Annotated in this window: 20 protein-coding genes; 6 read left to right on the forward strand and 14 right to left on the reverse strand. The window is 62.2% G+C overall.

The genetic code is table 11. From position 1 onward, the window contains the following. Window positions 1–10 precede the first annotated feature (10 nt). The 12 genes from pqqE to CAF65_RS28515 all read right to left on the reverse strand — a co-directional run bounded on the left by pqqE (window position 11) and on the right by CAF65_RS28515 (window position 10614). Window positions 11–1153 carry a pyrroloquinoline quinone biosynthesis protein PqqE gene (pqqE, locus tag CAF65_RS21380; protein ID WP_085718083.1) on the reverse strand — a complete coding sequence of 381 codons (1143 nt, stop codon included), beginning with the start codon at window positions 1151–1153 and terminating at the stop codon, window positions 11–13. Further along, entirely contained in the window at window positions 1131–1403 is a 273-nt protein-coding gene (pqqD, locus tag CAF65_RS21385; protein WP_085718084.1) for a pyrroloquinoline quinone biosynthesis peptide chaperone PqqD, read from the reverse strand. Before pqqD ends, pqqE begins: the two co-directional genes overlap by 23 nt. Further along, on the reverse strand, window positions 1400–2152 hold the full coding sequence (pqqC, locus tag CAF65_RS21390) for a pyrroloquinoline-quinone synthase PqqC (protein WP_085718085.1): 753 nt from the start codon (window positions 2150–2152) through the stop codon (window positions 1400–1402). Before pqqC ends, pqqD begins: the two co-directional genes overlap by 4 nt. Before the next feature lie 121 nt (window positions 2153–2273). After that, window positions 2274–3188, reverse strand: coding sequence for a pyrroloquinoline quinone biosynthesis protein PqqB (pqqB, locus tag CAF65_RS21395; protein ID WP_085718086.1), 915 nt, complete (start codon window positions 3186–3188; stop codon window positions 2274–2276). A 55-nt stretch (window positions 3189–3243) separates the two neighbouring features. Then, a complete protein-coding gene (gene pqqA, locus CAF65_RS21400; RefSeq protein WP_003253598.1) occupies window positions 3244–3315 on the reverse strand; it encodes a pyrroloquinoline quinone precursor peptide PqqA in 72 nt (23 codons plus the stop codon). A gap of 192 nt (window positions 3316–3507) precedes the next feature. Further along, entirely contained in the window at window positions 3508–5028 is a 1521-nt protein-coding gene (locus CAF65_RS21405) for an aldehyde dehydrogenase family protein (RefSeq protein ID WP_085718087.1), read from the reverse strand. Between the two features lie 242 nt (window positions 5029–5270). Next, on the reverse strand, window positions 5271–7046 hold the full coding sequence (locus CAF65_RS21410; RefSeq protein ID WP_085718088.1) for a PQQ-dependent methanol/ethanol family dehydrogenase: 1776 nt from the start codon (window positions 7044–7046) through the stop codon (window positions 5271–5273). Between the two features lie 283 nt (window positions 7047–7329). Further along, entirely contained in the window at window positions 7330–8265 is a 936-nt protein-coding gene (locus CAF65_RS21415; protein WP_085718089.1) for a quinoprotein relay system zinc metallohydrolase 1, read from the reverse strand. Between the two features lie 16 nt (window positions 8266–8281). Next, on the reverse strand, window positions 8282–9043 hold the full coding sequence (locus CAF65_RS21420) for a quinoprotein dehydrogenase-associated SoxYZ-like carrier (RefSeq protein WP_085718090.1): 762 nt from the start codon (window positions 9041–9043) through the stop codon (window positions 8282–8284). Between the two features lie 9 nt (window positions 9044–9052). Next, window positions 9053–9928, reverse strand: coding sequence for an ABC transporter substrate-binding protein (locus CAF65_RS21425; protein WP_085718091.1), 876 nt, complete (start codon window positions 9926–9928; stop codon window positions 9053–9055). A gap of 3 nt (window positions 9929–9931) precedes the next feature. Beyond that, entirely contained in the window at window positions 9932–10393 is a 462-nt protein-coding gene (pedF, locus tag CAF65_RS21430) for a cytochrome c-550 PedF (RefSeq protein WP_085718092.1), read from the reverse strand. A gap of 56 nt (window positions 10394–10449) precedes the next feature. Further along, window positions 10450–10614 (reverse strand): hypothetical protein, encoded by a 165-nt coding sequence (locus CAF65_RS28515; RefSeq protein WP_178076730.1) that lies wholly within the window; start codon window positions 10612–10614, stop codon window positions 10450–10452. 157 nt (window positions 10615–10771) lie between these two features. Here CAF65_RS28515 and CAF65_RS21435 point away from each other — a divergent pair, with 157 nt between their 5' ends. The 6 genes from CAF65_RS21435 to CAF65_RS21460 all read left to right on the forward strand — a co-directional run bounded on the left by CAF65_RS21435 (window position 10772) and on the right by CAF65_RS21460 (window position 15874). After that, window positions 10772–11956: an ABC transporter substrate-binding protein gene (locus CAF65_RS21435; protein ID WP_085718093.1), complete on the forward strand. Its 1185-nt coding sequence runs from the start codon at window positions 10772–10774 to the stop codon at window positions 11954–11956. Between the two features lie 28 nt (window positions 11957–11984). Next, window positions 11985–12944, forward strand: a complete 960-nt coding sequence (locus CAF65_RS21440) for a YVTN family beta-propeller repeat protein (RefSeq protein ID WP_085718094.1) — start codon at window positions 11985–11987, stop codon at window positions 12942–12944. Next, window positions 12941–13672 carry an ATP-binding cassette domain-containing protein gene (locus CAF65_RS21445; protein ID WP_085718095.1) on the forward strand — a complete coding sequence of 244 codons (732 nt, stop codon included), beginning with the start codon at window positions 12941–12943 and terminating at the stop codon, window positions 13670–13672. The genes CAF65_RS21440 and CAF65_RS21445 overlap by 4 nt, the downstream gene beginning before the upstream one ends. Continuing rightward, window positions 13669–14460: an ABC transporter permease gene (locus tag CAF65_RS21450; protein WP_085718096.1), complete on the forward strand. Its 792-nt coding sequence runs from the start codon at window positions 13669–13671 to the stop codon at window positions 14458–14460. Before CAF65_RS21445 ends, CAF65_RS21450 begins: the two co-directional genes overlap by 4 nt. A 134-nt stretch (window positions 14461–14594) precedes the next feature. Next, entirely contained in the window at window positions 14595–15152 is a 558-nt protein-coding gene (locus CAF65_RS21455; protein WP_085718097.1) for a PQQ-dependent catabolism-associated CXXCW motif protein, read from the forward strand. Window positions 15153–15208: 56 nt separating this feature from the next. Continuing rightward, window positions 15209–15874 (forward strand): response regulator transcription factor, encoded by a 666-nt coding sequence (locus tag CAF65_RS21460; RefSeq protein ID WP_057397452.1) that lies wholly within the window; start codon window positions 15209–15211, stop codon window positions 15872–15874. A gap of 24 nt (window positions 15875–15898) precedes the next feature. Here the strand turns inward: CAF65_RS21460 and nahK are convergent, their stop codons facing one another. Then, window positions 15899–18532 (reverse strand): hybrid sensor histidine kinase/response regulator NahK/ErcS', encoded by a 2634-nt coding sequence (nahK, locus tag CAF65_RS21465; RefSeq protein WP_085718098.1) that lies wholly within the window; start codon window positions 18530–18532, stop codon window positions 15899–15901. Further along, entirely contained in the window at window positions 18462–19625 is a 1164-nt protein-coding gene (gene nosP / locus CAF65_RS21470) for a nitric oxide-sensing protein NosP (RefSeq protein ID WP_085718099.1), read from the reverse strand. The genes nahK and nosP overlap by 71 nt, the downstream gene beginning before the upstream one ends. Window positions 19626–19633 lie beyond the last annotated feature (8 nt).

Genomic DNA, 19633 nt, shown 5'->3' on the forward strand with positions numbered 1-19633 from the left:
CCTTTTCGATTCACCCGCGGTAGATCAACTGCGAAGCCTTCTCGTTGCGCAGCGTCAGGTGTTCCATCCCCAGCCCCGGCAGCTCAGCCTCCTCCCGGGCCTTGAGAATGACGCCATGGTGCGGCGACTTGCTGCACACCGGGTCGGCATTGCCGGCATCGCCGGTCAGCATGAACGCCTGGCAGCGGCAGCCCCCCAGGTCCTTGTGCTTTTCGTCACAGGAGCGGCACGGCTCCTTCATCCAGTCATCGCCGCGAAAACGGTTGAAGCCGAACGAGTCGTTCCAGATGTGCTCGATGCTGTGTTCCCGCACGTTGGGAAACTGTACCGGCAATTGCCGGGCGCTGTGACAAGGTAACGCCGTGCCATCGGGGGTGATGTCGAGAAACAGATTGGCCCAGCCGTTCATGCAGGTCTTGGGACGCTCTTCGTAGTAGTCCGGGGTGACGAAGATCAGCTTGCAGGGATGGCCCTGTGCCTCAAGTCGCTGGCGATATTCGTTGGTGATGCGCTCGGCCCGTTGCAGTTGTTCGCGGGTCGGCAGCAAGCCGACGCGATTGAGTTCGGCCCAGCCATAGAACTGGCACGTAGCCAGTTCGACAAAGTCCGCTTCCAGTTCCAGGCACAGCTCGATGATCTGCGCGATCCGGTCGATGTTGTGCCGATGGGTGACGAAGTTCAGCACCATCGGATAGCCTTGGGCTTTCACCGCCCTGGCCATCGCGAGTTTCTGGGCGAAGGCCTTGCGCGAACCGGCCAGCATGTTGTTCACCGCTTCGTCGGCGGCCTGGAAACTGATCTGGATATGGTCCAGCCCGGCCACCTTGAAGTCGCGCACCTTCTGCTCGGTCAGGCCGATGCCGGAGGTGATCAGGTTGGTGTAGTAGCCCATGTCCCGGGCAGCCTTGATCAGTTCGGCGAGGTCCTGGCGAACCAATGGTTCGCCGCCGGAAAAACCCAGTTGTGCCGCGCCCATTTCACGCGCCTGCCGGAACACCCGGATCCATTCGGCGGTACTCAGTTCTGCACCGTGCCGGGCAAAGTCCAGTGGGTTGGAGCAATAGGGACATTGCAGCGGGCAGCGGTAGGTCAGCTCGGCGAGCAGCCACAACGGCGGTCCGGGCTGCGTCTCACTCGATCCAGAATTGCGCATGGGCCACCTCCAGAAACGCCAGCACGTCTTCGTCGATCCCCGGTACACCGGGGAAATTCGCGCTCAATCGATCAATGATCGCCGCCACGCTGCGCTGGCCGTCCACCAGGTCGAGAATCTGTCCGGCACTGCTGTTGAGCTTGATCATGCCTTCGGGGTACAGCAGCACATGGCAGCCCTGACGGGGTTCCCATTGCAGACGAAAACCGCGACGCAAGGCCGGTGACTGCTGGCGATTGATCAGGCTCACAGGGCGATCCCCCGATGCCAGACGTTGTCGCCGGTGACCGTATGATACGGCGGGCGCGCAAGCTCAAAGGCCATGCTCATGGCATCGAGCATGCTCCACAGCACGTCGAGCTTGAATTGCAGAATCTCCAGCATGCGTCGTTGCCCCGCGGCCGTTACATAGTGCGCCAGGGTGATGCGCAAGCCATGCTCGACATCGCGCCGCGCCTGGCTCAGGCGCGTGCGGAAATAGTCGTAGCCTGCGACGTCGATCCACGGGTAATGGGTGGGCCAGGCGTCGAGTCGCGATTGATGGATCTGCGGGGCAAAGAGTTCGGTCAGCGAACTGCTGGCCGCTTCCTGCCAGCAGGCGCGACGGGCGAAATTGACGTAGGCGTCCACCGCAAATCGCACCCCTGGCAACACCAGTTCCTGGGACAGAATCCGCTCGCGATCCAGTCCCACCGCTTCGCCCAGGCGCAGCCAGGCTTCGATACCGCCCTCGGTACCCGGGACGCCGTCATGGTCGAGAATCCGTTGCAGCCATTCCCGGCGCACGTCACGGTCCGGGCAGTTGGCCAGGATCGCGGCGTCTTTCAGGGGAATGTTGACCTGGTAATAGAAACGATTGGCGACCCAGCCCTGGATCTGCTCGCGGCTGGCACGTCCGGTGTACATGGCTTGGTGGAACGGATGATGGATATGGTAATAGGCGCCCTTGGCGCGCAGGGCAACTTCGAATTCGGCGGCGGACATCGGGATGTCGGTCATTGTGGTTCTCCTGGAAACCCTCGGGTGTCTGGTGTGGCCCCTTCGCGAGCAGACTCGCTCCCACATTGAATATTCGGTGCCCCCCCTGTGGGAGCGAGCCTGCTCGCGAAGGGGCTATCGACTACAACTCAATACCCATGCCGTCATAAGCCACTTCGATCCCCCGCCGCTCCAGCAGTGCCCGCTCGGCCGAGTTTTCATCAAGGATCGGATTGGTGTTGTTGATGTGAATCAGCACCTTGCGCTGACGGTTGAAACCCTCCAGCACTTCAAGCATCCCGCCGGGGCCGCTTTGTGCAAGGTGCCCCATTTCGCTGCCCAGGCTCTGGCCGACTTCGCAGAGACGCATCTCATCGTCTCGCCACAGGGTGCCGTCCAGCAGCAGGCAATCGGCACGCTGCATCCAGCCCAGCACTTCATCGTCGATTCGGCCGAGGCCCGGTGCATAGAACAGCGAGGCGCCGTTGCGCAGGTCTTCAATGAACAGGCCAATGGTGTCGCCCGGTTGCGGGTTGCCGCGATTGGGCGAATACGGCGGCGCGTTGCTTACCAGGGGAATCGCGCGAAATTGCAAATGCTCGCAGGCCGGGATGCCGAACGGCTGGCGATCGAGGCCGACCGGTTGCCATTGCAATCCGCCGTTCCAATGCCCAAGCATCTCGAACAACGGGAAACCACTGCTCAGGTCCTGATGCACGCGCTCGGTGCACCACACCGCATGCGGGCAGCCTTCGCGCAGACTGAGCAAACCGGTGCAATGGTCGATCTGGCTGTCCAGCAGCACGATGCCGGCGATGGCGCTGTCACGCAGTCGCCGCGCCGGTTGCAAGGGCGCAAAACTCTCGAGTTGCGCGCGAATGTCCGGTGAAGCGTTGCACAGCACCCAGGCCACACCGTCGTCACTCAGGGCAATCGACGACTGCGTACGGCGCTGTGCCTGGAGGCTGCCATTGCGCACGCCGGCGCACTGGCGGCAATTGCAGTTCCACTGGGGGAAGCCACCGCCGGCTGCGGAACCGAGAACGCGGATGTACATGGCAGATGCTCCGGAAGGCAGGCCCGGCCAACGCATCGGCTGGCCGGGTGATCAATCAACGGTTGGCGAAATACATCGTCACTTCGAAGCCAATGCGCAGATCGGTAAACGCAGGTTTAGTCCACATGGGTCATTCCTCTTCTTGTGCCCGGGTGATTCCGGTAATGCCATTAATGCACGGGGCGTCGAGTGCCCGAATGCTACTTTCGAAGGAGCTTTGGGGGTGATTTGGTAGGGGGTGTTTCGCAAGTTTCCAGAGCCCCACGTCCTCATGTGGGAGCAAGCTCGCTCCCACAGGTTTTTCAGTGTTCTTGCGAAATCAGAAGAACCCCAGCGGATTGATGTCGTAGCTCACCAGCAGGTTTTTGGTCTGTTGATAGTGATCGAGCATCATCTTGTGGGTTTCCCGACCGACGCCGGACTTCTTGTAGCCACCAAACGCCGCGTGCGCCGGGTACAGGTGGTAGCAGTTGGTCCACACACGACCGGCCTTGATCGCCCGGCCCATTCGGTAGGCGCGGTTGATGTCGCGGGTCCACAGGCCGGCGCCGAGGCCGAACTCGCTGTCGTTGGCGATGGCCAGGGCTTCAGCCTCGTCCTTGAAGGTGGTGACACCCACCACCGGGCCGAAGATTTCTTCCTGGAACACGCGCATCTTGTTGTGCCCCTTGAGCAGCGTTGGCTGGATGTAATAGCCGCTGGACAGGTCGCCCTCCAGGCGTTCGGCCGCACCACCGGTGAGCAGCTCGGCGCCCTCCTCCCGTGCGATGGTCAGGTACGAGAGGATCTTGTCGTACTGCTGCTCGGAAGCCTGGGCGCCGACCATGGTCTCGGTGTCCAGCGGGTTGCCGCGCTTGATCTTGACGATCTTCTTCATCACCTCGGCCATGAACGGCTCGTAGATCGACTCCTGCACCAGTGCCCGGGACGGGCAGGTGCAGACTTCGCCCTGGTTGAAGAACGCCAGCACCAGGCCTTCGGCGGCTTTTTCGATGAACGCAGGCTCCGCGCTCATGATGTCTTCGAAGAAGATGTTCGGCGACTTGCCGCCCAGTTCGACGGTGCTGGGAATGATGTTCTCGGCGGCGCAATGCATGATGTGCGCGCCCACCGGGGTCGAACCGGTGAAGGCGATCTTGGCGATGCGCTTGCTGGTGGCCAGCGCTTCACCGGCTTCGCGACCGAAGCCCTGGACGATGTTCAGTACGCCGGCCGGCAGCAGGTCGGCGATGAGCTCAGCGAAGACCATGATCGACAGCGGCGTCTGCTCGGCCGGTTTGAGCACGATGCAGTTGCCCGCAGCCAGGGCCGGGGCGAGTTTCCAGGCGGCCATCAACAGCGGGAAGTTCCACGGAATGATCTGCCCGACCACGCCCAGCGGCTCATGGAAGTGATAGGCCGTGGTCAGCTCGTTGATCTCGGCGACGCCGCCTTCCTGGGCGCGGATGCAGCCGGCGAAGTAGCGGAAATGGTCGGCTGCCAGCGGCACGTCGGCGTTGAGGGTTTCGCGCACGGCCTTGCCGTTGTCCCAGGTTTCGGTGACGGCCAGGACCTCAAGGTTCTGCTCGATGCGATCGGCGATTTTCAGCAGCACCAGGGAGCGCTCCTGGGCCGAGGTCTTGCCCCAGGCGTCGGCGGCGGCATGGGCAGCATCCAGGGCCTTGTCGATGTCGGCAGCGCTGGAGCGCGGGAATTCGGCAATCACTTCGCCGTTGACCGGCGAGGTATTGGTGAAGTACTCGCCATTGACCGGCGCGACGAATTCGCCGCCGATGAAGTTGCCGTAGCGCGGCTTGAAGGTAATGACGGCACCTGGGGTTCCGGGTTGTGCGTAGATCATGATGGGCCTCTGTCTGGGTCGGAGCCTGTCGTTCTGACAGGCGATGAGCCGATACTAGAGAGCCCCGTGTGCCAGACGAATGCATCGTTGGCAGGAGGGGCTCTCGTTATTTGGTCGTAGGAGCGAGCTTGCTCCGGGCGGTGTTCCGACGATGGTCGTCAACGAAATCGCTGGGCACCTGACACCCCTCGGTGTTCTCAGGTTCATCGCGAGCAGGCTCGCTCCTACAGGTTTGTGGTGGATCAGTGTCTGGCGACGAGGTCCTTGGGCAGCTTGAAGGTCCAGAGCATGCCGCCCTGGTTGAAGTCCTTCACCCGCTTGGCCACTTCGCCCCCCCACAACGGTACGGCGCCGCCCCAGCCGGAGAGCACCGAGACATACTGTTCGCCGTCCATTTCCCAGGTCACGGGCGAGCCGAGCACACCGGAGCCGGTCTGGAACTCCCAGACCTTCTCGCCCGTCTTGGCGTTGAACGCCTGCAGGAATCCTTCAGGCGTACCGGTGAACACCAGGTTGCCCTTGGTGGTCAGCACCCCGCCCCACAGCGGCGCGTAGTTCTTGTGGCGCCAGACTTCCTTGCCGGTTTTCGGATCGATGGCCCGCAACACGCCGATGTAGTCTTCGTTCAATGGCTTGATGGTGAATCCGGCACCGAGGAACGCCGCGCCTTTCTTGTAGGCGATGCCTTCGTTCCAGATGTCCATGCCCCATTCGTTGGACGGCACATAGAACAGCCCGGTGTCTTTGTTGTAAGCCATCGGCATCCAGTTTTTCGCACCGAGGAACGCCGGCGCCACGAAGACCGAACTGCCCTTGGCTTCGGAACCCGGGGCACCGGGACGGCTGGCTTCGTTGTAGATCGGCCGGCCGGTTTTATCCAGGCCGGTGGCCCAGGTGATCTTGTCCACGAACGGGAAGCCACGGATGAATTTGCCATTGGTACGATCCAGCACGTAGAAGAAACCGTTACGGTCGGCAGTGGCCGCTGCCTTGATCTCTTTACCGCCTTCGCTGTAATTGAACGACACCAGCTCGTTCACGCCGTCGTAGTCCCAACCGTCGTGGGGTGTGCTCTGGAAGTGCCACTTGATGGTGCCGTCATCCGGATTGAGTGCCAGGCGCGATGAGGAGTAGAGGTTGTCGCCAGGGCGCAGGTGCGAGTTCCACGGCGCCGGGTTGCCGGTACCGAACAGCAGCAGGTTGGTTTCCGGGTCGTAATAGCCGCCAAGCCAAGGGGCCGCGCCGCCGGTTTTCCAGAGATCGCCGGGCCAGGTCTTGCCCGCCTCGCCACCGGAGATGCCGTTTTCCACTGCTTTGCCGTCCTTGTAGACGTAACCCATATGGCCTTCGACCGTCGGTCGGGTCCACAGCAGGTCACCGTTTTTCGGGTCGTAGGCCTCGATCTTGCCCACCACGCCGAACTCGCCACCGGCCACGCCGGTAATCAGTTTGCCGTTGATCACCAACGGCGCGGCGCTGATCGAGTAGCCGTCCTTGTGGTCGGCGACTTTCTTGCTCCAGACCACCTTGCCGGTGTCCTTGTTCAGCGCCACGAGCTTGGCGTCGAGGGTGCCGAAAATCACCAGGTCGCCATACAGCGCGACGCCACGGTTGATCACGTCGCAGCAGGGGCGTATGTCATCCGGCAGGCGCGCATCGTATTGCCAGAGCTTCTTGCCGGTGCGCGCATCCACGGCGAACACCCGCGAATAGGAACCGGTCATGTACATCACGCCGTCCTTGACCATCGGCTGCGCTTGCTGGCCACGCTGCTTTTCACCACCGAAGGAAAACGCCCAGGCCGGTCGCAGCTCCTTGACGTTGTCGACATTGAGGATGTCCAGCGGGCTGTAACGCTGGCCCTGGACACCCAGGCCGTTGGTCACGACCTGCTCGGGATTCTTCGGGTCCTGGAGAATGTCCTGGTCGGAAACCCCGGCCAATGCCTGGCCGGACAACAGCATGGCACTGAGCAGCAGGCTCAGGACGAAGGGCTGGCGACGTGCGGGTTGAGTCATGACGGCTTCCTCTGCAATTTTTGTTATGCCCGGGAAATTTTCCCGGTCTGGTGCAGATTCTTGGGCGCCGCCGCCCTGGCAACAATTGCCCGCAATGTGGAGTTTTCTAGTTCCTTGGTAGCGGGTCGAGTGAGATAGACACTCGATTTTGTGAATGACACCGGCCCCTGTAGGAGCGAGCCTGCTCGCGAAAAACGTCAGACCACCGCGTTCATCCAGGCAGCTCGCGTTATCGTTAACGTCCATCGCGAGCAGGCTCGCTCCTACAGGGGATCTGGGGCGACTATTTGCTGGCGGAATCCACCCGCGTCATCTGCCCGCGCTCGTAACGCGGGTACAAATGACTGACGCTGCGAATCAGCTCGTATCGGTTCAGGTTGACCCCGGCGAAACGCTCGGGGATGGGGCTGCGGATCATCTCGGCCATGTCGCTGCCACTGGCGGCGCCGTCGCGCATAAGCTGATCGAGCCAGGTCAGGTAATCGCGCATCTGCTCGAAGGGTCGTGGATCGCTTGCCACCGGGCCATGGCCGGGTACGACAAGCGTCCAGGGCAAGCCTTGCAGGGTCGCGATGTCCGCCAGCCACACGGACAGCCCGGGACTGTTGGGCGTGGTCAGCGCCCGTTGATAAAACACCAGGTCCCCGGCAAACAGCACACCGGTTCGCTGGTCGAGAATAGCCAGATCCGCGCCCGTATGCCCACCCAGGCTCAGCAGACGCAAATCGTGATTCCCAAAACTTTTCACACCGGGTGTGAGGGTCTGCGTCGGCAACACCACTTCGGTGCCACGCATCCAGTCCCCCACCAGCCGATACATGTTCTCGGCCATGGCATCGCCCTGCTTTTTCAGCAGCTCGGCGGTGCCGGCCAATGCGCCGATCGGCACGTCGGTAAAAGCCTGGTTGCCCAGCACATGGTCAGGGTGATGATGGGTCAGCAGAACCTGGACGACCGGCTTGTCCGTAGTGGCGGCAATGGCCCGGCGCATGGCCTCGCCATAACGCTTCGACGGTCCGGTATCGATGACCACCACCCCGCGCTCAGTCACGATGAACGCGGTGTTGACGATGTTGCCACCGTTGCCCTTGGCGAAATTATCGGTGCTGCCCTCCAGCAACCAGGTGTCCTGGGCGATCTGCCGGGGCTTGAGCGAGTATTCGAGGTCGGCCAGGGTCGGCAGACTGACGCACAACACCATCAGCAGTATCCAGCGCATGCCACGCTCCTTTGAGTCAGGGAATCGATGCATCAAATTCATTGCCGCTGTTGTCCCGTAGTAACAGGCGCGTTTGCCCTGCCCCTACGATGTCGAAGGCCAGGTTGGGGTTTTCGCTGACGGCGGGAAACAGCTCCAGCCGGGCCAGCACCTGGTCGCTGCGGTCGCGCAGCTCGGCATGGTTGATGAAGAATTCCGGAATGCCGCTGACCATGCCGTTGTCCATGGGATGGGCTACCTGCAAACGCAGACGGCTGAACTCGCCCCGGGAATAGCGCCCGCCGAGCACTTCGCCGATGTGCTCCTCCCATCCCGGCTGGCTGCGTACCACGCTCGGCGCGGTGCAACCGCCACCCGCCGCGTCGATCAGGGTCGAACCGACGTGCCACAAGCCGTCACGGGTCAACACCGCCGCGCGCAAGGGCGTGGCCTGTTCGATGCGAATGCGCAACGACAGCCAGGGCATAACGGAACCCAGCGGCTGGAAGTCGACGATTTTCGGTAAAGGGTTCAGCTCTGCCCAGGCGAGGATCCTCACCACCTCGCCATTGAACGCCCGGGCGTCGATTTCCAGCGGCACCTGCCGGGCATCTTCGGCAAACGGCGGCGCCAGCAACTTGACCCGATCATCGAAAACGAACGGTGCATTGCCAAGAAACTGCTTGTGATAGAACGTCCACATCACCGATGGCACCGGATCCTTGCCGGGATCGATATCGGCGGCCTGTGCCGCCAGGCTCAACCAGCAGGCCAACAGACAACTCCCTCGCCATTTCATCGCCTGCTCCTATTGATACATCTCGGGCACGTCATAACGCAGGCCGTAATGGCCGTAGATGGCCTTCACCGAGCCCTCGCGGATCAGGCCTTCGAGCGCCTCTTCCACGGCATAGGCCAGTTGACGGTTGCTTTCGTGCACCGCCATGCCGATTTCCCAAAGCTGCTTGCCCATGTTCGGGTAGGCGTTTTGCGCCAACGCCACTTGTGGGTCGGCGGCCAGGTGTACCTGCCAGTCGATCTCGCCGCGCATGGCCATCACCGCGTCAACCTCACCGGCCTTCATCGCGGCAAACGCCTGGGGCACGCCGGGATAGTGATGAGTCTTGCCGGCGAGCATGCCGTTGAACACCGAGGTCAGGTAGAACGACGGTACGCTGTCGACTTCGACGCCAATCGGGTGTTGCCCGAACACCGCGACGCTGGCGACCTTGTCCAGCCGCCGACGGTCATAGGCCACCTGCCATTGTTCGTTCTGGTACGGACCGAACATCACCACATGGCCATTTTCCAGTTCGCCGAACTCATTGCGCTTCTGCGCATAGTCACGGTCGTAGGGCACGCGCATCATCAGGTCGGCCAGTTGCTGGTTGTGCAAGGCACTGGCACGCCAGATGTAATCGCGCAGGTCGTCATCGAGCTTTTCCCCGGCCGGTGCCCAGATCAGCGACAGGCGCACACCGAGTGCCTTGGCCAAGGCCTCGGCGAGTTCAACATCGACCCCCTGGGGCTTTCCGGCGCTTTCGAAACTGTAGGGGGCGAAGTCCTTGTAGACCGCCACCTTCAGCTCACCGGCGGCGATTATTTCGTCGTAGTTGCGAACCTGCGCCTGCACCGGCTGGCAGCACAACCACAGAGCGCTGATCAACACCGCGAGCAGGCGCATGGGTCACTCCTCGACGTGCACAGTGTCCAGATAGGTGCGCACCGCCCACAGAGCTTCCTGGCTCAGGTAGTCGGCCATCTTCGGCATGTAGACCCGACCGTCGCGCACCGCGCCATGGCGTACCCGTTCGGCGAACCATTCATCGCCAGACTCACCGACATCGAGCATGCGCAAGTCGGGGGCGATGCCGCCGGACTTGGCTTCCAGACCATGGCAGGCCGCGCAGTTCTGGGTATAGGCCGAGGCGCCGATTTCCACTGCCTTGTCATGTTCCGGGGCGGTGCGATAAGGGTTTACCGCAGCCCAGCCGTCGGCATCGAGTTGCACACCCGCGTCCTTGACTGGCGTCAGTCCCTTGGTTTCCACGGCCTGGGGTACCACGTTGCCGTGGGCCCACACGGAACCTGCACTGATAAGACCGACCAGCAGCCCGGTCACGAGCAAGGCGTTGCGTTTTGTTGTCATTGTTCTGCCCTCACGATTGCACGCAAAACCTCTTGTCAGAGGCTATGGCGCTCATCTTAGAAAGCCCTGCGCACAGGCCCCATGCTGCTTTGGTGGTCGCCACCTACTCCCTTGGTCGTAAGGCGATCGGTGGACTCCGGACGCGGGCCGTGGAGCCGGTCGACGCCGATCAGGGTCAGGATCAGCAGAAACGGCAGGAGCAGTATTTTGACGATACGCATGGTCAATCCCCTCCAGATCAATGGCCGTGGTTGCCCATGCTAGAACTGCGCCGTACGTGGCGGGCTACTACCTTGGTACTGGCCCTTCGGTACTTTCTGCATATTTTCACTGCACCACAGGCTTCCTATGCTGGCGCTACCGGTCATGGAGAGCCTTATGCGCCAGCTTGCCCCTTATGCCCTGATCTATCTGCTGGCGATTGCCTGCGCCGCTGGCATGGCCACGCATAGCCAGGCCGCGGATGCACCCTTGCAGGTGCGCATCGGCTACCTGGGTTATCGCCCCGACCCTGGCCCGCTGCTGTCGAACGTCATTCCCGAACCCACCGATGCCGGCCTGCGCGGCGCCGAACTGGCGATCACCGACAGCAACAGCACCGGGCGTTTTCTCAATCACGGCTACAGCCTGGTCAGCGCCAGCGTCGACAGCCCCGAAGCCTTGCTCGACGCGGCGAAGGCCCAGCATGAACAAGGTCTGCGCCTGTTTGTGGTGAACGCACCCGCAGGCAGCCTGCGCCAGCTCAGTGCCGCACTGCCCGACAGCCTGCTGTTCAACGCCGGCAGCCCGGACGACAACCTGCGCACCACCGATTGCCTGCCGAACGTGCTGCACACCTTGCCGAGCCGGGCGATGCTCGCCGATGCACTGGTACAGTTTCTGGTGCTGCGCAAATGGCAGCGGGCGCTGCTGATAGTCGGCCCGACGGCGGACGATCAAGCCTACGCCGCCGCCCTGCGCCGCGCCGCCAGGCGCTTCGGCCTGCAACTGGTGGCGGAAAAAACCTGGAGTTTTGATAACGACCAACGCCGCAGCGCGCAGGCGGATATGCCGCTGTTCACTCAGACCGCCGAGTACGACGTGGTACTGGTGGCCGATGAACGCGGCGACTTCGGTGAGTACGTGCCCTACCAGACCTGGTACCCGCGCCCGGTCGCCGGCACCCAGGGCCTGACCCCGGTGGGCTGGCACAAAACCGTGGAAACCTACGGCGCCGCGCAACTGCAAAAACGCTTCGAAGCCCTGACCGGACGCTGGATGAACGACCGCGATTTCGCGGCCTGGATGGCCGTGCGCAGTATCGCCAGCGCCGTGAGCAAACAGCGCCAGGCCGAGCCGATGGCGATCCGTACGCTTGAAATCAGCGACCAGTTGCCGCTCGACGGATTCAAGGGCCGCAAGCTCAGCTATCGGCCGTGGAACGGCCAGTTGCGCCAGCCGATTCCCATTGTCCAGCCCCGGGCACTGGTCAGCACGTCACCCCAGGACGGCTTTTTGCACCCGTTCAACGAGATGGACAGCCTGGGTTACGACAAATCCGAGGTGAGCTGCCGCTTTCCCTGAACACAACAACTACAACAAGGACACTGCCATGCGCCGCACCCTGCTTTCATGCATCCTGCTGCTCGCCGCCGGTCACGCGGTCGCCAGCACGGCCTGGGTCTCCAACGAAAAGGACAACAGCCTGAGCCTGATCGACATGCAGACCCTGCAAGTCACCGACACCCTGCCCGTCGGCCAGCGCCCCCGCGGCCTGCTGCTGTCCCATGACCACAAGCTGTTGTACATCTGCGCCAGTGACTCGGACCGGGTCCAGGTGATGGACGTGGCCACGCGCAAGATCATCAAGGAATTGCCCTCGGGCAAAGACCCTGAACAATTCGCCCTGCACCCGAACAATCGCTGGTTGTATGTCTCCAACGAAGACGATGCACTGGTCACGGTGATCGACACCGAAACCTCCAAGGTCCTCGGCCAGATCAACGTCGGCGTCGAACCCGAAGGCATGGCGGTGAGCCCCGACGGCAAGTGGGCGGTCAATACCAGCGAAACCACCAACATGCTGCACTGGATCGACACCAGCACCCAGACCCTGGCCGACAGCACTCTGGTGGACCAGCGCCCGCGCTTCGTCGAGTTCTCCCCGGATGGCGCGAAGCTCTGGGCCTCGGCGGAAATCGGCGGCACCGTGACCATTCTCGACGTGGCCAGCCGCAACGTCCTCAAGACCCTGAACTTCCAGATCAAGGGCGTGCATCCGGACAAGGTGCAACCGGTGGGCATCAAGCTCAGCGCCGATGGTAAATACGCTTTCGTCGCCCTTGGCCCGGCCAATCACGTCGCGGTGATCGATGCCAGAACCTTCGAAATTGTCGATTACCTGCTGGTGGGTCGACGGGTCTGGCAGATGGCGTTCACCCCGGACCAGAAGCAATTGCTGGCCACCAACGGCGTCAGCGGCGATGTCTCGGTGATCGATGTCGACAGCCTCAAGGTCAGCAAGTCGGTGAAGGTCGGGCGCTATCCCTGGGGCGTGGTGGTGACGCCATGAACACCCTTGAAGTCAGTGACCTGAGCTTCGCCTACGGTACTCGGGAGGCCTTGCGCAAGGTGAGTTTCAACCTGGAACCCGGGCGTTTCGCCGCGCTGCTGGGGCCCAACGGCGCAGGCAAGTCGACCCTGATTGCCCTGCTGACCCGGCTCTATGATCTGCAGCAAGGCGAGATCCGCGTCGGTGGCTGTTCATTGCGCAGCGCGGCACGCCCGGCGCTCAGGCAATTGGGTGTGGTGTTCCAGCAAAGCACGCTGGACCTGGACCTCAGCGTCGAGCAGAACCTGCGTTATCACGCGGCACTGCATGGCCTGTCCCGGCGTCAGAGCGGCCTTCGGGTCGACGCCGAACTGGCCCGCCAGGCCCTGACCGAGCGCCGCCGCGAACGGGTGCGTGAACTCAACGGCGGCCATCGTCGGCGTGTAGAAATTGCCCGGGCCCTGTTACATGAGCCGCGTCTGCTGCTGCTCGATGAAGCCAGTATCGGCCTCGACCCGGCAAGTCGCCTGGCGCTCAATCAGCACCTGCGCAGCCTGTGTCGAGAGGAGCGCATCAGCGTGCTCTGGACCACTCACCTGCTCGACGAAGTGCAGCCCAGTGACGACTTGCTGATTCTCCATCAAGGCCGGCTGGTGGCCAGCGGACAGGCAGCTGCCCTGAGCCTGGAACACGGCGGTGACCTCGGTTCGGCATTCACCCGCCTGACGACCACAGGAGCCAGGCAATGACAGCTTACTGGCAATGCTTGCGCGGCATCGTGCTACGCGAATGGCTGCGCTTCGTACTGCAACGCACGCGGTTTCTCAGTGCCCTGGTGCGGCCACTGCTGTGGCTGCTGGTATTCGCGGCCGGTTTTCGCGCAGCGCTCGGGATCGCCATCATCGAGCCCTACGACACCTACATTCCCTATGAGGTCTACATCATTCCTGGGCTGGCCTGCATGATTCTGCTGTTCAACGGCATGCAGGGGTCACTGTCGATGGTCTACGACCGCGAGATGGGCAGCATGCGCGTGCTGTTGACCAGCCCCCTGCCGCGCACCTTCGTGCTGTGCAGCAAGCTGCTGGCCACCTCACTGATTTCGCTGTTGCAGGTGTATGCGTTTCTGGCGATTGCCTGGATTTACGGCGTGCGACCACCCGCCCTGGGTCTGTTGATGGCGTTGCCGGCCCTGCTGCTGGTGGCGTTGATGCTCAGCGCACTGGGCCTGTTGCTGTCGAACGCGATCCGCCAGCTGGAGAACTTTGCCGGGGTGATGAATTTCGTGATCTTCCCGCTGTTTTTCCTGTCATCGGCGCTGTATCCGCTGTGGAAGATGCGCGAGGCCAGCGAGTGGCTGTACTGGTTATGCGCCCTGAACCCGTTCAGCCATGCGGTGGAACTGGTGCGCTTTGCCTTGTATGAACGCTTCAATCCGCTGGCGCTGGCGGTGTGTGCGGGTTTAACGCTGCTGTTCACGCTGCTCGCCGTGCTGACCTTCAACCCCCAGCATGCGGCCTTGCGCAAAACCAACTAATTACTCGCTACTGCAGGGGATCTTTTTTGAACAGGGGAAATTACTACTTTAGTACTGGTTTCCCTGTCTATCGTCGCATTCCCAACGTCCCCCGACTGGCATGTAATAGGTTCATAACTATAAGGACTGAACCCATGCCGCGTGCCCGACGTCGCCTGTTGCGCCCTGCTCTCACCGCCCTGTCGCTGAGCCTGCTGCTGAGTACTGCGCAGGCCGATACAGCGCTGTTCTCTGCCGACGGCTATCGCATTGGCCTGTACCGCAGCCCGACGCCCGACCAGCTGCAAGGCGCAACCATCGTCGACACCCGCGCCCTGCAAACGCTGCTCGGCCAAAACCCGCGCCCGGTGCTGATCGACGTCTACCGCCGTCAGTGGCTGCAAGGGCAATTCATCGAAGACCAGCCCCATGAAAACCTGCCCGGCAGCCATTGGCTGGCCAATACCGGTGACGGCGACCTGACGCCCGCCTGGCAGGATTATTTCTCCCGAAACCTGAAGTCGCTGACTGGCGGCGATCCGACGCAACCGCTGGTCTTCTATTGTCGCTCCGACTGCTGGTTGAGCTGGAACGCGGCCAAACGCGCAGCCACCATGGGCTATAAGACCCTGTATTGGTATCGCGATGGCCTCGACGCCTGGCAAGCGGCCAACCTGCCGGTTTCGCCAGCCAGCCCCGAACCCTTTCCCTGAGCTTTACGCGTGCGTGTAGTTGCCACACCATAATCAAAATAATGAGGTGAAAGGCCATGTACAAAATTCTGATTGCCGACGATCACCCGCTGTTTCGCGAAGCCATTCACAACGTCATCAGCGACGGTTTTGCCGGCAGCGAGGTGATGGAAACCGCTGACCTGGACAGCGCCCTGGCGCTGACCCGGGAGCACGACGACCTCGACCTGATCCTGCTCGACCTGAACATGCCCGGCATGCACGGGCTCAATGGCCTGATCAACCTGCGTAACGAAGCGCCGACCATTCCGGTGGTGATTGTCTCCGCAGAGCAAGACAAACAGATCGTGCTGCAAGCCATCACCTACGGTGCGGTAGGTTTTATCACCAAGTCTTCACCCCGCGCACAGATGACCGATGCCATCCAGCAAATTCTCAATGGCAATGTCTACCTGCCCCCGGACATTATCCGCACCGCCAAAAGCAGCACCCAGCGGCGGATGAACGACACTCCGAGCTTCCCGCCCGAACTGCTCCAGGCTCTGACCCGAAAGCAACTGCAGGTGCTGGAACGCATGACCAAGGGCGAATCGAACAAGCAGATCGCCTACACCCTGGAAATCGCCGAGACCACGGTCAAGGCCCATGTCTCGGCGATCCTGCGCAAGCTCAACGTGCACAACCGGGTGCAGGCGATCCTGAGTGCCGGGGATATTGATTTCGGGTCATACCTGCGGCGTTGAGTCAGAACGACCGCGGCGCGCCCTTCAAGGCCTGCCGAGCAAATGACTCATCGCCGTCTTCAGCTTCATCGGCCGCACCGGCTTGTGCATCAGGGTGTGGCCCAGTTCGCGGATCTGCTGCTTGAGTTCATTGCTGTAGTTGGCCGTGATCATCATCGCCGGGACCGGTGACACGCGCCGGGCATTGATCCGGGCGACGGCGTCGACACCGTTGCAGTCGTTGTCCAGGTGGTAATCGGCTATCAGCAAGTCGGCCTCGGCATGGTAGTTGTCCACTTGCCGCGCCAGGTCCTCCTCCGACAGCGCCGTCACCACCCGACACCCCCATCCCTCCAGCAACGTGCGCATGCCGGCACAGATGGTCGCATCGTTGTCCAGCACCCAGATCCGTGCACCACGCAGGCGCTCAAGCATCGGCTCGCTCATCGGCAATGTCGGCGGCGGTTTCGGCGCGGTGGCGCTCAGCGGTACTTCGACCGAGAACATCGAGCCCCGGCCCGGCCACGAGCGCACATGAATGCGATGCCCAAGAATGCCGGCAATTTTCTCGACAATCGCCAGGCCCAGGCCCAGGCCGCGATCCTGGTCGGGTCGCTGCACATCACCGCGCTTGAACTCCTGGAAAATCTCCTCCAGGCGATGTTCGGCGATGCCCATGCCGCTGTCCCAGACCTCGATCGTCAGGCACTGATGATGCCGCCTGCAACCCAGCACCACACGACCACTGTAGGTATAGCGAATCGCATTGCTCAGCAGGTTGCGCAGAATGCGCGCCAGCAACTGGATGTCGCTGCGCACCAGCGCCGAACAACCGATGAAGTGCAGTTGCAGGCCCTCACTGCGCGCCACCTGTGTGTATTCGGCGGCCAGGTTGTCCAGCAGCTCACTGAGGGCGAACGGCGCAATGTCGGCCTTGATCACCCCTGCATCGAGCTTGGAAATATCCACCAGGGTGCCCAGCAGGTTTTCCACGTCTTCCAGGGAGTTGCTCACGTTGCGCACCAGTATCTCGCTGGACATCGGCTCGCGTCGTTCCAGCAAGGCACTGGTAAACAGCCGCGCGGCATTCAACGGTTGCAGCAGGTCGTGGCTGACGGCCGCGAGGAACTTGGTTTTCGACAGGTTGGCCTGCTCGGCTTCCTGCTTGGCCTCGCGCAAGCGTGACTCGACCAGGCGACGCTCATCGATCTCACGCAGCAACTGATCGTTGAGGGTGGTCAATTCCGCCGTGCGCTCGCGTACCCGCAGCTCAAGATTCTGATAAGCCTGATGCAGCGCCTCGGCGGTGCGGCGGCGTTCGGTGATGTCGCGGATCAGCACGAAAATCCCCACCACCTCGCCACTGGCCAGGCGGTTGGGCACATAGGAGCGCAGCATGTAGCGCTCCTGGTCGTTGACGTTGGTTTCGGCGAACTCGAAGGTCACGCTCTCGCCCGCCAGCGCCCTGGCCACGTAGGGTTCCAGCCGCTGGTAATGCTGTTCGCTGTGCACTTCGCGCAGGCTCTGGCCGAGCATCACGCCTCGGGGCCAGCAGTACCACTCTTCGTAGACCTTGTTGGTGAACTCGTAGACCAGATCGGCATTGAGGTAGGCAATCAATGCCGGAACGTGATCGGTGATCAGGCGAATCCAGTGTTCGCTTTCACTCAGCGCCTCGGCGTGCTGGTAGCGTTCGGTAATGTCGGTGAAGGTGTTGACGAATCCGCCGGCGGGCAGCGGATGGGTGCGGATTTCCAGAACCCGGCCATCGTACAGGCGCTGCTCGCATTCCCTTACCGGTCGTCCGTTGCCATCGCGACTGGCCGGGGTCAGCAGGTTCAGCTCGCTGTCGGCGATCACCTCGGCAAACGGGCGATGGGCAGCCACCGGCGCCAGACCGCTCAACTCCAGGAAGCGCCGGTTCCACAGCTCCAGAATGCCCTCGGCGTTGACCATTGCCACCCCTTGGGACAGGTTGTCGACCGCCCGTTGCAACAGATGCGACTTCTGTGCCACCGCCTGCTCACGGCGTACGGTTTCGCTGAGTTTGACGTCGGTAATGTCGGTGAACAGAATCACCCGCCCACCCTCTTGGGTCGGCCGCTCGCTGACCTGCAGCCAGCGCCCGTCCTGCAGGCGGTAAAGCAGGTTTTCGTCGGCATGCCCGCGTGGTTCCTCGGTGAACTGACCGTTGTTCATCATCAGGCGCTTGACCTCGGTCAGGCGCATTCCGGCGTTGATGCGCATCCGGCTGTTGCTCCAGAACGCCTTGAAGCGACTGTTGAACAGCACGATGCGCTGCTCGGCGTCGAACAGGACGAAGGCGTCGGAAATGCTTTCGATGGCATCGATCAGGTGTTGATGCGCGGTTTCCGCGCGCAGGCGGGCTTCGCTGAGCAAATGATTACCGGCCTTGAGTTCTGCCATGGCCTGGTTCAGGGCATCGGTGCGTTCGCGCACTTGCTCGGCCAGCACCACCGAATGCTGGAATGCGGCGTACGGATCGTTGCCGCGGGTCACCCCGGACTCGACCCGTTCGATCAGCGCGCCATTGATGCGCTGCAGTTTATGGTTTTCGAGGCGCAGCCTGGCCAGCTCGGCCTGCAGCTCAGCGACGTCCTGGGGCACGGCCACGGGCAATGGCAACGCCGGTGAAGGTCTGGTTGATGTGCATGCCATTGAACTGTTCTCCATAGGTGTTGAAACCCATCACCCGTTGCTCACGCAAAAACGTGCCGATCCGGTCAAGACTGCCGTCGTCTTCGAGTTCCAGACGCCGCAGGAAACAGTCGCAACCGATGGTCAGGAGCAAATCACCCAGGCGCTCCTGCAACCCCTCGAACAGGCTCTGCAGGTTTGGCAGCATCGGGCCCGGGGTCATCGCGGTGAGGACGATGCCGTTTTCCACGGCGCAGTAGAAACTCAGGCTCAGGTCCGGATGCACCTGCTGGATGGCCCGCACGTAGTACTGCTGGTTGATTCGCACCGCCAACGGGTGCGCGGCGAAGACCCGGTGATCGAGCTCCGCCACCGGCACGCCGATGTGCCGGGCATACTCGGCGGCTGCCGGCTCGGCATTGAGTTCGAAGACCCGGCGCAAGGTGCTGTCGGCCCCGGTGACCACCAGCTTCTCGGCACGGGGCAACACATGGTGGGTGGTGAACACCTCGAAATCCAGCCAGGTATTGACCAGCACCACCACGGCCGCGCCGCTGTGAAACTCGCCATCGAAGTACACATGGGTATGGGTCAGGTAGTTATCGTCGCCAGCCGAGCCGCCGAAATGTGGAATGTCGCCCAAGGCCGCGCTCAAGGCCGCCAGGACCATTTCTTCGCGGCTGGACAGGCCATCGAGCAAGGTCAGGGCAAAGCTGTTGCCCTTGATCGGGGCCAGGGTGTTGCTGCGGCAGCCACTGACCAGGCGCTCGACCATTTGCTGGGCATCGATCAGGCTGAAGTGCTCCATCTCGTCGATCAGCTCGATCGCGATGGAAAAGTGCCGATGATCGAAGCCCACCGCCGTCACGCAACTGCGCCCATAGCCCAGCGGGGTGATCTCCCCGGCGCTGGTGCAGCCCACCAGGCGAATGCCGCCGAAGCTTTGCTGCAAGGCCTGGCCCAGTGCCTGCAAGTCGTACTCGGCGGAACAGAAGAACAGCACGAACCCCAGGTGCGGATGCAACAACTGCCCTGCCAGCTCCTGCGCGACCTGCCGGGCATCGGTGGCCTGGGACATCGCACTGACGACACCTTCGTTCTGGACCGGCTGCATCGTCACCT

Origin of the sequence: Pseudomonas sp. B28(2017) (assembly GCF_002113025.1) — a bacterium.
GTDB lineage: Bacteria > Pseudomonadota > Gammaproteobacteria > Pseudomonadales > Pseudomonadaceae > Aquipseudomonas.

Coding starts and splice junctions, on each gene's coding strand:
- pqqE (WP_085718083.1), bottom strand. CDS start 1,153: ATGCGCAATTCTGGATCGAGTGAGACGCAGCCCGGACCGCCGTTGTGG.
- pqqC (WP_085718085.1), bottom strand. CDS start 2,152: ATGACCGACATCCCGATGTCCGCCGCCGAATTCGAAGTTGCCCTGCGC.
- pqqB (WP_085718086.1), bottom strand. CDS start 3,188: ATGTACATCCGCGTTCTCGGTTCCGCAGCCGGCGGTGGCTTCCCCCAG.
- CAF65_RS21405 (WP_085718087.1), bottom strand. CDS start 5,028: ATGATCTACGCACAACCCGGAACCCCAGGTGCCGTCATTACCTTCAAG.
- CAF65_RS21410 (WP_085718088.1), bottom strand. CDS start 7,046: ATGACTCAACCCGCACGTCGCCAGCCCTTCGTCCTGAGCCTGCTGCTC.
- CAF65_RS21415 (WP_085718089.1), bottom strand. CDS start 8,265: ATGCGCTGGATACTGCTGATGGTGTTGTGCGTCAGTCTGCCGACCCTG.
- CAF65_RS21420 (WP_085718090.1), bottom strand. CDS start 9,043: ATGAAATGGCGAGGGAGTTGTCTGTTGGCCTGCTGGTTGAGCCTGGCG.
- CAF65_RS21425 (WP_085718091.1), bottom strand. CDS start 9,928: ATGCGCCTGCTCGCGGTGTTGATCAGCGCTCTGTGGTTGTGCTGCCAG.
- pedF (WP_085718092.1), bottom strand. CDS start 10,393: ATGACAACAAAACGCAACGCCTTGCTCGTGACCGGGCTGCTGGTCGGT.
- CAF65_RS28515 (WP_178076730.1), bottom strand. CDS start 10,614: ATGCGTATCGTCAAAATACTGCTCCTGCCGTTTCTGCTGATCCTGACC.
- CAF65_RS21435 (WP_085718093.1), top strand. CDS start 10,772: ATGCGCCAGCTTGCCCCTTATGCCCTGATCTATCTGCTGGCGATTGCC.
- CAF65_RS21440 (WP_085718094.1), top strand. CDS start 11,985: ATGCGCCGCACCCTGCTTTCATGCATCCTGCTGCTCGCCGCCGGTCAC.
- CAF65_RS21445 (WP_085718095.1), top strand. CDS start 12,941: ATGAACACCCTTGAAGTCAGTGACCTGAGCTTCGCCTACGGTACTCGG.
- CAF65_RS21450 (WP_085718096.1), top strand. CDS start 13,669: ATGACAGCTTACTGGCAATGCTTGCGCGGCATCGTGCTACGCGAATGG.
- CAF65_RS21455 (WP_085718097.1), top strand. CDS start 14,595: ATGCCGCGTGCCCGACGTCGCCTGTTGCGCCCTGCTCTCACCGCCCTG.
- CAF65_RS21460 (WP_057397452.1), top strand. CDS start 15,209: ATGTACAAAATTCTGATTGCCGACGATCACCCGCTGTTTCGCGAAGCC.
- nahK (WP_085718098.1), bottom strand. CDS start 18,532: ATGGCATGCACATCAACCAGACCTTCACCGGCGTTGCCATTGCCCGTG.
- nosP (WP_085718099.1), bottom strand. CDS start 19,625: ATGCAGCCGGTCCAGAACGAAGGTGTCGTCAGTGCGATGTCCCAGGCC.